The 12,277-nt window shown below is 72.2% G+C and carries 10 protein-coding genes; 3 read left to right on the top strand and 7 right to left on the bottom strand.

Translation table 11 applies throughout. The features are described 5' to 3' along the window. The first annotated feature begins 144 nt into the window (after positions 1-144). Positions 145-999: a 4'-phosphopantetheinyl transferase family protein gene (locus tag ACIBSV_RS41940; RefSeq protein WP_395872745.1), complete on the top strand. Its 855-nt coding sequence runs from the start codon at positions 145-147 to the stop codon at positions 997-999. Here ACIBSV_RS41940 and ACIBSV_RS41945 read toward each other — a convergent pair. Together ACIBSV_RS41945 and ACIBSV_RS41950 are read right to left on the bottom strand one after the other, a co-directional pair. Further along, the gene (locus ACIBSV_RS41945) at positions 970-1,452 is read right to left on the bottom strand and encodes a hypothetical protein (RefSeq protein ID WP_395872746.1); all 483 of its coding nucleotides are present in this window, start codon (positions 1,450-1,452) and stop codon (positions 970-972) included. The genes ACIBSV_RS41940 and ACIBSV_RS41945 overlap by 30 nt on opposite strands. A 266-nt stretch (positions 1,453-1,718) precedes the next feature. Then, positions 1,719-3,077, bottom strand: coding sequence for a hypothetical protein (locus ACIBSV_RS41950; protein ID WP_395872747.1), 1,359 nt, complete (start codon positions 3,075-3,077; stop codon positions 1,719-1,721). 209 nt (positions 3,078-3,286) lie between these two features. Here ACIBSV_RS41950 and ACIBSV_RS41955 point away from each other — a divergent pair, with 209 nt between their 5' ends. Next, positions 3,287-3,628, top strand: a complete 342-nt coding sequence (locus ACIBSV_RS41955) for a hypothetical protein (RefSeq protein WP_395872748.1) — start codon at positions 3,287-3,289, stop codon at positions 3,626-3,628. A gap of 522 nt (positions 3,629-4,150) precedes the next feature. Here the strand turns inward: ACIBSV_RS41955 and ACIBSV_RS41960 are convergent. From ACIBSV_RS41960 to ACIBSV_RS41970, 3 genes are all read right to left on the bottom strand, one after another. Further along, the gene (locus ACIBSV_RS41960; protein WP_395872749.1) at positions 4,151-4,744 is read right to left on the bottom strand and encodes a lytic polysaccharide monooxygenase; all 594 of its coding nucleotides are present in this window, start codon (positions 4,742-4,744) and stop codon (positions 4,151-4,153) included. A 303-nt stretch (positions 4,745-5,047) separates the two neighbouring features. Then, on the bottom strand, positions 5,048-5,947 hold the full coding sequence (locus ACIBSV_RS41965; protein ID WP_395872750.1) for a PhzF family phenazine biosynthesis protein: 900 nt from the start codon (positions 5,945-5,947) through the stop codon (positions 5,048-5,050). A gap of 169 nt (positions 5,948-6,116) precedes the next feature. Further along, entirely contained in the window at positions 6,117-7,274 is a 1,158-nt protein-coding gene (locus tag ACIBSV_RS41970; RefSeq protein ID WP_395872751.1) for a serine hydrolase domain-containing protein, read from the bottom strand. Positions 7,275-7,755: 481 nt separating this feature from the next. Between ACIBSV_RS41970 and ACIBSV_RS41975 the strand changes: the two genes are divergently transcribed. Further along, complete coding sequence (locus tag ACIBSV_RS41975) at positions 7,756-8,742, top strand: hypothetical protein (protein WP_395872752.1); 987 nt, start codon at positions 7,756-7,758, stop codon at positions 8,740-8,742. Between the two features lie 130 nt (positions 8,743-8,872). Here ACIBSV_RS41975 and ACIBSV_RS41980 read toward each other — a convergent pair whose 3' ends face one another. Further along, positions 8,873-10,816, bottom strand: coding sequence for a glycoside hydrolase family 5 protein (locus tag ACIBSV_RS41980; protein WP_395872753.1), 1,944 nt, complete (start codon positions 10,814-10,816; stop codon positions 8,873-8,875). Between the two features lie 139 nt (positions 10,817-10,955). Continuing rightward, positions 10,956-12,277: beta-galactosidase trimerization domain-containing protein (locus ACIBSV_RS41985; protein WP_395872754.1), on the bottom strand; the 1,322-nt coding region annotated here is incomplete at its 5' end.

Raw genomic sequence — 12,277 nt, forward strand, 5'->3', positions numbered from 1 at the left:
TGATCGCGGTGGTCTCCGTGATCGGTGGTTGTCGGTCGTCGGTGGTCGGTGCGCTCGGTGGTGTCGGTGGTTTTGGCGGGGATTGAAGGCACGGCCTCGGGTCCGGCGCGGTTGAATGGGCCGCGACGAGGGAGAGGAAGCGCCGTGGATCCTGCCGAGTGTGTGGTGTGGTGGGCGGAGCCGGATCCGGACGCGGTCGCGCGGGCCTGGCTGGACGGCGCCGAGCGGGCCAGGTACGAGCGTTATCGGCGGCCCGCCGATCAGGCCAGGTTCGCCACCGCCCGAGCGCTGGCCCGGGGTGTGCTCGCGGCTCGGCTGGAGGTGGCCCCGGGCGACGTGCGCTTCGACACCACGTGTCGGTTGTGCGGGTGCGACCGGGGCAAGCCGCGGGTCCTCGGCGGCCCGGCCGACCTGGACTTCTCCATCTCGCACGCGGGCGAGCGGGTGGTGCTCGCGGTGATCGAGGGCGCCGAGGTCGGCGTGGACGTGGAGCGGATCGCCACCGTCGAAGGCACCTTGTCGGCGACCGAACTGGCCGCGCAGGCCCGGCTTCCGACCCGGTCGCGGGCCGTGGACGCGATCACCCGGTGGACCCGCAAGGAAGCGCTGCTGAAGGTGTACGGGCTGGGCCTGACGGTGGATCCGCGCACGCTGACGGTGTCCGGAGCGGGTGAGCCGCCTCGGCTGCTGGACTGGCCGGATCCGCCGTCGACCGTGCCGGCCGCGGGGGATTCGGGCGGTGCGTGGGCCGACCCGGAAAGCCGACATCCGCACCGCGAGCAGGAGGCGGTGCGGATGTACGACCTGACGCCGGGGGTGGGCTATGCCGCGACCGTGGCGCTGCGTGGGCTCGGGCGGTACGCGGTGGTGGAGCGGTGGGCGGGGGTGTCGCCGACCCGGGAGACGGGCTCGGAGCAGGGCGTCCACCCGGACCCGGAGCGAGGCTCGGAGCGGGGCTCGCCGGCCGGGTCAGACGCAGGCGCCGCGGACGGTCAGTAGTTCGGCCCGAGCGTGCAATTGCCGGCCGCACTCCATGTCGAAGGTCAGCTCGAAGCCGTCCCGCGCGGCCCGCACCCGGGTCAGCGCCACCTCGGTGAACCGGTCGAGCGCGCCGCACAGCTCGTGCATCACCAGCCCGGTCGAGGACAGGCCGAGCACCGTTCCGTCACCGAGGGTCACCAGGTCGCAGCCCCGATTGCCGCTCGCCGCCTGCGCGTCGGTCACCCGCAGCGGACCGCGGCCGAGCGAGTGCAGCCAGGTGACCGCCTGGCGATGCAATACCGCGCGCTCCTCCTCGTAGGCGAGGACCATCATGCGATGCATGTCGGTCATGTCGTTCGTGTGCAGCGGCAGCGTGGGGGCGGTACGCGGCTCCCGCCGCAGCGCGCGCAGGTTCGGCAGCGCGAGAACGACGAGGAGAAGCGCGAACAAGAGCATCAAGAGCACGGGCATGTGCGACTTCCCGGTGTCAGCATCGTGGTCGACGGCGCGGCACACGGGGGTGTCGGACCCGTGAATCGGGATCAAGGTCCCGAAGTCGGCCGGTCCGACGACTTTAAACCTTAAATTTCGGGAAGGTGGGTGATGGTGCCGATTCTTTACCCGACTGGTCGAACATCGCAACGATTTCACTACGCTGAGTTGCGTAAAGTGTGGTATATGCGGCTAATGTCGCTTTTCTGATTTTCATTGCTGACGCGACGTGATGTCGAGTGATGTCAGTGCGGTCCGGGGCCGGCTCGGTCCTCACGGATGACCTGCACCGTGGCCGCGACCTCGGCCCGGATGGCGCGGGTCTCGCTGAGGAAGCGCCACCAGTTCGGGCGCGGCTGCTCCGGCTCGGCGGCGATCGCCTCCAGGCGGAAGACCAACGCGTCCAGGCGGCGGGCGTAGCGCTCCTCGGCATTGGCCCGACCGCCGAGCGCGAGCCGCTGGGCGTCGCGCAGCGCGAACCGGGTGCGCTCCAACTCGGCCTCGGGGTCGCGGGCCACCTCCTCCAGCGCGCGCAGGCGGTCGGAGACCGAGGCCATCGCCTCGTCGGCCTCCTTGAGGGTGGCCCGCGCGGTGGCCAACCGGCTCACCGCGTCGGCGTACTCCCCGCGTCCGGCCGAGGCGCCTGCCTCTTCCAGGCGGGCGTGCGCTACGCCCAGTGACTGTCGGGCCTTGGCCGGCACCTGTTCGAGGTCGGTCCAGCAGGACTGCACGTAGTCGCGGCGCAGCCGATGCAGGGCGGGTTCCACGCCGGCCAGTCGCGACTCCAGGGCCTGCGCGCGGGTGCGCAGCGAGGACAGCCGGTTGGTCACCTCCTCGCGCTGCCGGGGCAGCCGCTCCGCCTCGGCGCGCAGTTCGCCGGCCGAGGTCTCGATCCGACCCGCCACCTCCAGCGTGCCCGGGATGCCGAGCGCGGCCGGGCCCTTGTCCAGTTCGGCGAGGTCGCTACGGATCGCGGCCAGGCGGGTGGTGAGCGTGCTCGTGCCCAGTCCCGCCCGCTCGGTGTCGGCGACCGCCTGGGCGGCCTCGGCGGCGGCGCGGCGGGCCCGATCCACGGCCGGCGGCAACTGGCCCAGTGCGTGCTCGGCGTCGGCGAGCAGTGGGCCGAGCGAACCGGCGAACCGGTCCAGGTCCTGGCGGACCGCGTCGAGCTTGCGTGCGGTCTCGGTCAACTCCCGGCGAGCCGCCTCGTATTCGTCGGTCTCCAGTTCGACGTCCAGCGGATGACGGTCCATCAGCGCGATGTACGCGGCGCTGGCCTCGTCGATGCGCAGGCTCACCGCGGCGAAGGCGCGCAGCGCGTCCTCGGTGCCGCGCGCGCCGCGGACCGCCCGGACCGTCTCCAGCGAGAGCATCATGTCCCGCTGCGCGGTGTCGAGCTGGAGGAACGCCTCGCCCGCCGCCTCGCGTGCGGCCAGCGCGGCCGAGCGGGCGGCGTCCTTGCGGCGACGCCACGGGCGCGTCTCGCCGCCGGCGAACGCGGCCGGGAGCACGGCCAGGAGCAGCGGCGCGAGCGTGATCGACAGCGGAAGGCCGACCCCCAGGGATCGTCGTGCGGATCCGACCACCACGCCTGCTCCCGTCACCGTGCGAACCGTGCCCACTCCATCCTGCCCATCCTTCCAGGTGCTGTCCGATGGAGGTCCACCAACCGTCCCCCGGGGCGTGTCCGGCCGGACGGATGGGCTGCGCCGGGTTCGCCCATTACGAACCCCTCGCAAGGTGCGAACCATGTGTAACCACCCGGGCTCGACCACAACCATCGTCAGCCACCGGCGACGACCGAGGACGAAATGTGCGCTACCTCTCCTTTACCGACCGTCGACGCGGTGTACTCGCCGCCGGGCTCGTCGGCGCGACCCTCGCGGCGGCGGGCCGCGCGGGTGCGGTGCCCTCGACGGGCGAGGCGAAGGGTCCGCACGCGATCGTGATCGGGGTGGGCCGGGAGCGCGAATCGCTCGGCCCGATCTCGGGCCACGGCAACGACGGTGAGCTCTTCGACAACCGGCTCGCGCACGCCGCGGGCCTGCGCGGACCGCGAACGGGTTGCCTCGACCCGCGGACGCGGGGCGCGCGGTGTTGCCGGTCGATCACGACCCGGCCGGGGCGGCGCGGATCACGGATCGGGCGGCGGTGATGTACGCGGGGAGGACCGTCGAGACGGCGCCGGCCGACGCGCCGTTCGGCGTGCCGGGCCTCGGCATCCGGACGCGCGGGCTACTCGCGGCGCTGCCCGAGCGGGAGTTCGTACCGATTCCCGGCATGCCGCCGGAACCGAGTGCGCCGCGGGCCGGGTGCGCGTTCGTGCCGCGCCGCGATCAGGTGAGCGATGGTCGGCTTCAACGCGCTTGCCTGGCGAGGGCGTTGGTGTTGCGGCCGAGGTGTCCGGTGGGCGATGAGATGAGCTCGATGTCGGCTGCGTCGACCATCGCCGCGCCGGTGGGTGTGGTGGAGCGGTATCGCGCGTCCGGTGATGCGGGATTGTCGGCGGTGAGCCACGATCCGCCGTTGTCGGGGCGGTGGGGTGCCCGGGTGGTGGGGTACGGGTGGTGGGGCAGCCGGGATGAGCGCGGATCTCGGGTCGGCCCTCGGGGGCCGGCCCGGCGGCGTGGCGCGGCGCAGTATGGCGTGGCGTGGCCGCCGGACCGGCGGATCCGGGTCAGAACTTGACGTCGGAGCAGGAGTAGAAGGCGTTGTCGGTGTCCGCGACGTCCCAGACCGCGAAGATCAGCGCCTGGCCGGTGCGGCCGGCCGGGAGGGTGCCGGTGTGCACGGTGTGCGCGGCCGGCAGGGCGCCGCCGTACGGGACGGTCAGGAACGGCGTGCTCTCGATCTGCGCGCGGCTGATCGGCTGGGTGGGATTCCAGCTCGGCTTGGTGATGTAGTAGCGGAACGTGCTGGTCGAGTGCCTGGCCTCGATCTCCCAGGTGAAGCTGAACGTGGCGCCGGAGGTGAGCGTGGTGGTCGGCCAGGCGCCGCCGCGCGGGTCGTCGAGCGGGGCCCATCGGCCGTCCGCGCCGGCACACAACTTCCCGTCGGCGGGTCCGCCCGCCGGGTAGCCCTTGGGGCCCTCGACGCTCTGCGGCTCCCACTGGATCTGGCCGCACCTCTTGACCTTGCCCTCGCCGCACAGCGCGGAGCGACTCTTGGGGCTGGAGACGAACCCGTGGGCGGAGGCCGAGGACGGCAGCATCATGAAGGGCAGCGCGACCGCCGCCGCGCTCAGCGTGGCCAGGATGGTCCTCTTGCGCATGGAACTTCTCCTCGTGAACGAAGTCGTGCCGGGACTGGCCGACCCGCTCGGTGCGGCCTCGAACCGACCCGCCCGGGTACCGCGGGACGTGGTCGTCGAGTCGATGGGACCGTCGAATCCGCATCCGAACGTGCAGCCACACGGTCCGGGTGCGGACCGCATCGGTGCGACCTGCGCGAGTCGCGTGCCTTCGTTACCGGGGTGCGCTCGATCACGCTAGGAGGCCCGCTTCGAGGCGGTCAATGGTCTGGACCTGTGCCGGCACAAATTGGCGAACCCCGCGGCCGGTCACGGTCGGTGACCTCAGCCGAGCGAGTCCGGGATCGGGACGGCCACGCCGGAGACGCGGACCCGGGGGTCGTCGGCCCGGAGGTCGACGGTCAGTACGCCGGGCCGGCCCAGGTCGTCGCCCTGATGCAGGGTGAGTGTGGTCGACGCGGGGACCAGGTCCAGGGCCCGCAGATAGTGGCCGAGGGCGGCCGCCGCGGCGCCGGTGGCCGGGTCCTCGACGACGCCGCCGATCGGGAACGGGTCGCGGACGTGGAAGGTGTCCGCGCTCTCGCGCCAGACCAGTTGCAGGGTGGTCAGGTCGCGGGCCCGCATGAAGTCGGCCAGGCCGTCGAAGTCGTAGCGCAGATCGGCCAGCCGGGCCCGGCCGGCGGCGGCCAGGACCAGGTGGTGGGCGCCGGCGTACGCGTAGGCCGGCGGGATGGCCGGGTCGAGGTCGTCGACGGCCCAGCCGAGCAGGGCCAGCGCCTCGGCGACGTCGGTGGCCGGGACCGCGGAATGCCGCGGCTCGACGCTGGTCAGCGTGGCGCGCAGGGTGCCGTCGGCTTCGGCGATCACGTCGACGGGGACGACGCCCGCGCGGGTGGCGAAGACGAGTGCGCCGGGGCCGATCCGCTCGGCGACGGCGACCGCGGCGGCGACGGTGGCGTGCCCGCAGAACGGGACCTCGGCCAGCGGGCTGAAATAGCGCACGTCGAAGACGCGGGAGGCGTCGGCGGCCGGCGCGGCGGGGTCGGTCGCCGTGGACCGGGTGAGGAACGCGGTCTCGGAGTAGCCGAGTTCGGCGGCGATCGCGAGCATCGCCGAATCGGTGAGACCGTCGGCGGCCAAGACGACGCCGGCGGGGTTGCCGCCGGCCGGGTCGGCGGAGAAGGCGGTGTAGCGGAGGGGTTTTCCGGCGTCCGGTGTCGTCATGTCGTGGCCCAACGCGTGGTGTCGACGAGACATTCCTGGGGTGGGCGACGTTCGGCGCGGGCCGGGGCGGCACGATGCGCCGGCAACCGGCCGTCGGGCGTCGGGTGCACGCCGACGGCCGGTCGCCGCCCGCGGATGACCGGTACCCGGCGAGCCGGCGGGCGTCGGCTCAGCCGGAGGCGAGGCGCCAGAAGTCGCGCATCAGGGTGGGGGGTGTGGGACCGGAGAGTTCGACCTGGGTGAGCAGGACGGTCGCCGTGCCGGTGGACGGGACGACGTGTGCCGCCGTACCGGTGCCGCCCACCCAACCGAAGCGGCCCGGGACGTTCCAGGGGTCGATGGGCTCGACGTCGACCGACCCGCCGAAGCCCCAGCCCTGGCCCTGAAGGAAGAGCCGGGACGCGTCCCGCTGCGGCGCGGTCAGGTGGTCGGTGGTCATCCGGCGCACCGACGCCGGGGTCAGCAGCTGCCGGCCGGCGGCGCCGCCCTCGGCGAGCAACATCCGGGTGAAGGCGTGCAGGTCGTCGATGGTGGACACCAGGCCGCCGGCGCCGGAGGGGAAGGCGGGCGGGCTGCTCCATTGGCCCTCGGGGGCGTCGATCAGATCGAGGCCGCCGGTCGGCGAGGTGCGGTAGCAGTACGCGAATCGATCGAGATCGGCGGCCGGCACCGAGAAGCCGGTGTCCACCATGCCCAGGGGCTCGAACAGTCGCTCGGCCAGGAAATCGGCCAACGACCGACCGGAGATCCGGGCGATCAGCACGCCCAGGATGTCCGAGCACGTGTTGTAGAGCCAGGCCACGCCCGGCTGGTGCAGCAGCGGGATCCGGGACAGCCTGGCCAACCACTCGTCGGGGTCCGGGACCGCTTGCGGCCGCGGCGGTCCCTGGCCCAACTCGGTGAACAATGGCGCGAGCGCCGGCAGCGAGAAGTCGGAGGGGAAGCCGTATCCGGCTCGGAAGGTGAGCAGGTCGAACACGGTGATCGGACGGGTCACCGGGATCACGTCGTCGATCGGCCCGCCCGGCGTACGCACCACGTTCGGCGCGGTCAACTCCGGCAACCAGCGGCCGATCGGGTCGCCCAGGGCGAATCGACCGTCCTCGACCAGGGTCATGATCGCGGCGGCGACGACCGGCTTGGTGAGCGACGCGACGCGGAAGATGGTGTCCCGGCCCATCGGGAGGGTGCCGGCGGCGTCGAGCGAACCGACCGCCTGGACGTCGACGCGGTCGTGGTGTGCGATCAGGGCCACCGCGCCCGGTAGCGCTCCGGTGTCGACGTGGGACTTCAGGAGTTCGTGCAGATTGCCTGCCGGGCTGGTCATCGGGCCACCTTCTCGTGCGGGAACGCGGTCGAGGGTCCGCAGGTAAGACTCCCGCGGTGGCGCGCCGTCATCGGTCCCGAGCGGCCGAATCCCGTTGCCTCGGGGCAAGGCGGTGGGAGCCGACCGTCCTGGTGGACGCCGGAGCCGGTGGGGCGTGGCGCCGGGTCGGGCCGGCAGGTCACGGTTGTCTCGTGCGATCGCCAGGATATGAGCCGTACTTGATATTCCGGGCGAAATCACGTGACGGGCCGGGGGGTCCACTGCGTTGTAGTTAGTGGGTATGCGTGCGACGCGGGGCGGGCTTCGATGGGACGCTCGCCGGGTCGGACACCGCGCCGAGTGGGGCGGTGCGGGCATCGCGGCGTGCCGGGCGGGAACGGTGCGGGCGCGCGATCCGAGAGGGCATCGGGTGGCCTGCCGACACGGCCTCCGGGTGGGGTAGGACATGTGGTCGAACGGACGTCTAGGAGACAGCAGGCCGATGGGAACCCCGAGATCTGAGGAGAAGGAACTGGCCGCCGCGATGCGGACGGCGGCGTCGGAACTGGCGCTGCCGGCCGGGTTGGTCGCGGGAGGGATCGCTCGGGGTCGGCGGATGCGGCGGGCCCGTCGGCTCCGGATGGGCGCCGCCGTCGCGGCGGTGCTGGCCGTGGCGGGCACCGGCGTGGTGGTGGCGACCGGCACGGAGGACGCGCCGAGGAGCCGGGTGGCGTCGGGAGCGGCGGGGGTGCCCACAGGTTCGCCGACGCCGAGTGTGACCTCGGATCCGGGATCCGGGATCTCCGCACCGGCCGGGAAGGAGCCGGTCTCGGCACAGGAACTCGCGCGGATACTGCTGCAACAGCCGGAGTTCGGCGCCGTGCAGCGGGTTCCGGTCGGAAGCGTGCTTTCCCCGAAGTCGGGCGGTGCGGGGATCCGGGTGGGCGCCTTTGCCGGCGTGACGCTGGAAAACGGCAAGGGAACGACGCTGCTTCGAGTGTCGGTGTGGGCGAGTACCCCGAAGACCACTGGACCCGATTGCCCCGACACGGACAGCGTGGCCGGCCGCTGTACGGCCATCGTCGAACCGGACGGCACGCGTGGATACGCCGTGGAAACGATCCCGACCTACCTGGGCGGGAACGGGAAGGATGGGTTGGGCGGACAGATCACCCGCTCCGTGCGGGTGGTGCGTCCGGACGGAGTGGAGGTCTCCATCACGGAGACGACCGAGTACGTGGGGAACAGTGCCGTCGCGACGTCGGAGAAGCCGCCGTTGCCGCTCTCTCGGCTCAAGGAGCTCACCCTGAAGCCGTTCTGGCAGCTCTGGGTGGACCCCGAGGTCAATCTGGCCGCGCGGGGGAAGGTGACCGGTTTCAAGGAGGTGCCGGTGACGTTCGATCCCGACATGATCTGGACGCGGGAGCCGCCGGTGACGTCCACGTTGCCGCCCGCCGGTCCGCCACAGCCGCCGACCCCGACCCGCTGAGCGGGCGGGTGCCGGGAGGGGCCACCTGATGCCTGCCGAGGGCCCGGGCGCCCGGACCGGAGGCTGCCCGCCCGGACACAGCCGCGCCGCCCCTGAGACGGGGCGACGCGGCCGGGGTGGGTCGGTCGGGTCAGGTCAGGCGCTTGCACAGGAGGGCGTCGGGGGTCCTGGTCGAGCCGATCCGGCCGGTGTACGCGACGCCGGCCGCGTATTCGTCGGCTCCGCACTGGCCCTTGTACGCGCCGGGGGCGAACTCGCCGCCGGGGTTGCCCGCCGGTCGGTTGTCGCCCCGGTCGAACCACAGCGTGCGGGACGAGGAGCCGAGCGTTGTAGTCGGTTGGGTGCACAGGATCGCGGAGACGGCCGCGCCGCGCACGCTGTATCCGGTGATCATCCGGCCGGTGGGGCATTCGAGCTTGGTGTAGCCGGTGGCCCAGTCGTTCTGCACGTACGACTCGTCGCGAACGACCGTGTAGCCGGCGCCGATCGGGGACAGGTCCGGGCCGCCGGTGTCGGTGCACAATCCTCGGTTGCCGGTGTGCGCCAGGCCGATGACGCGTTCGCCGTCGGGGCAGACGCCCTTGCGGGCGCCGGAGTCCCAGTCCGGCCGGGTCCGCATCCGCAGCGAGGGCTGGGCGTCGGCGTGGTCCAGATTGAGCATGTTCCAGCGCGCGGAGGCGGCGATCGTGCCGGTGCGCCCGGTCGCGCCGACCAGCCTGGTCCAGGCGGCGGTACGCCAGTCGGTCGGGTCGTCCGCGATGCCGCTGCGCACGCCGTTCGGGTCGAAGCGCAGCAGGGCCCACGAGTCACCCTGGCCGTTGCCCTTCCAGCCGACCAGCGGCCAGTAGGCGAAGTCGAGGTCACGGGCGATCAGGTAGTCCGTGAAGTTGGTGAACCAGGCACGGGCGACCGGATCGCTCTCCTCGGCGCCGGTGCCGAATTCGCTGATCCACACCGGGGCGGTGTGGTGCTGCCCGTCGGTGGTCACGTACTGCGCCGATCGGTCTATCTCGGCGAACAGTTGATCACGCGTCAGGTCCTGGTAGCGGGCGTCGTGGGTTTCGCCCAGGCCGTACGCACCGCTGTGGTTGGGGCCGGTGTACCCGTAGAAGTGCGCCGAGTAGACCAGCTTCCTCGGGTCGACCAGGGTGTGTGACAGCGTGCGCACCGGCGTCAACGTGGGGCGGCCGTGCGGCAGGAAGTCGACCGGAACGCCCGTCCAGTTGATGCCCTCGACGATGATCAGCAGATCCGGGTTGGCCTCGGTCAGGATGCGATTGCCCGCCTCCAGCGACGCGGCCTGCCAGTCCTTGTCGTTGCCCCAGCCCCAGTTCGGGTCGTCGGTGATGTTGCGCCGGACCTCGTTGTACAGATCGGCGCCGACCACACGCTTGTTGGTCTTGTAGCGGTTCGCCATGGTGATCCAGTCGGTCACCCATTCGGCGGTGCTTCGTGAGGTGTTCCAGCGCTCGTTGCCGTCCACACCGCAGCACCAACGAGTGGTGCCGGTGTGGTTGTTCAGCACGACCGCGAAGCCGTCCGCGGTCAGCGCGGCGACCACGGCGTCGAACACCTGGAGCGGGGTCTTGCCGCGCAGTTGCGGGTTGGCGGCGACGGCCGCGTCGGGCACGGTCGCGGTGGCGTGCAGCATCTCGTTCGAGAAGGGCAGCCGGATGCTGTTGACGCCGACCGCGTGGAAGCCCGCCAGGATCGCGGGCAGGCTCGCCCGATCCAGCCCGAGCGGCATGCCGTTCGCGTTCTCGCCGCTGTGGTGGTTCGCGGGGTCGGCGATGTCGCCCGAGCCGTTCCAGGTGCCCTGGGCGCCGGCCCAGTTCGCCGAACGCAGCTTGAATCGGTTGCCGTTCGCGTCGACGATCCAGCGGCCGCTCGCGGACAGGGGAGCTGTCCAGGAGGCGGCGAGGGCGGACGCCGGGGAGGTGGTCGGCGCGGTTGCCTGTGCGGTGGGGGCGGCCGCGTCGGCTTGGGGGCCGATCAGGAGGCCGGCGGCCATGGCGGTCAGCGCGGTCAGGGCGAGGGCGGGGCGGGTGAGTAGTCGGTGCCTGGTGCGATGCATCGGTACCTGCCTCGATTGAGGGATGAGGGTTGTGTGCGGTGCGGCAGCGCGACTGGTGCGGTGCGCGGTGATGCGGTGTGGTGCAGCCGTGCGGTTGTTGCGGTGCGCGGCAGTCCGGTGTGGTTCGGCTGTGGGGTGGTCAGGCGGATTCGGGGGCGGTGGTGGGTGCGGGCTCGGTGGGGTGCGAGCCCAGGACGGCCACGGCTTGGGGGGCGAGGGTGACGCGGCGCGTCGTCGGTTGGCCATCCGCGAGCAGATCCCGGCGTGGGGTGGGGAGTTCGACCTCGTGTGCGTGGCCGGTGTGGTTGAGCAGGACGAGTACGTCGTACCCGTCGCCGGTGCGAATGCTTGCCTGGACGCCGCGCGGGAGCACCGGCAGTACCGGCTCGACGCCCGCGTCCGCGCAGGCTCGGACGATCAGGCCGCGCATGGTCGCGGAGTCCGGGCGGGTCGCGATGTAGCGCGCGATGCCCGCGCCGTGCGTGTGCACGGTCGCGGCGGGCCGGCCGGCCCACTCGGCGCCGGCGAACTCCAACTCGGCCCGCGCGCCCTTGAGCGTGACGTCCTCGCGCCACAGGTCGCCGGTACCCGTCGGCGGCGCGTCACCCGACCCGGAAACCCCCTGTACGGGGAACACCGCGCCCGCGTCGGCCGGCCAGAACTCCTCGACCGATATGCCCAGTACCTCGCGCAGCGGCCCCGGGTAGCCCCCCAGGTGCACCCGATCGCATTCGTCGACGATGCCGCTGAAGAACGACACGACCAGCGAACCGCCGTCGGCGACGAAGCGAGCCAGCCGGTCGGCGTGTTCGGTGGACAGCAGATACAGGCTCGGCACGATCACCAGGCGGTAGTCGGAGAGGTCGGCGCTCGGATGCACGACGTCCACCCCCACGCCCAGGTCGAACAGCGGTGCGTAGTGGTCGAGTGCGCGGTCCGGGTGGCGGACTGCTTCGGAGGGGTGCGAGTCGAGTTCGAGGGCCCACCAGCTGTGCCAGTCGGACAACAACGCGACCCGGTTGTGGATCCGGGTGCCGACCAGTTCCGGTACGCGGGCCAACTCGTTTCCGAGTGAGGACACTTCGCGGAATACGCGGGTGTCGACGCCGGCGTGCGGGACCATCCCCGAGTGGAACTTCTCCGCGCCGCCCCGGGACTGGCGCCATTGGAAGTACATGATCGCGTCGGCGCCCTGTGCGACGGCCTGCCAGCTCCACAGCCGCATCCGGCCGGGGGCCTTGGCCGCGTTGCGGGAGCGCCAGTTGACGGCGGACGGCGCCTGTTCGGTGAGCAGCCACGGCTTGCCGCCGCCGGCGGAGCGGATGGTGTCGTAGCTCATCGCCGCGTCGATGTGGGCGTGGTCCAGGTTCGGGTCCGGGTAGCTGTCCAGGGACAGGACGTCCATGGTCGGTGCCCAGTCGTACATGTCCACGCTCTTGAGGCCGGCCAGGAAGTTCGTGG

It is taken from the genome of Embleya sp. NPDC050154, from assembly GCF_044460165.1.
Classification (GTDB): domain Bacteria; phylum Actinomycetota; class Actinomycetes; order Streptomycetales; family Streptomycetaceae; genus Embleya.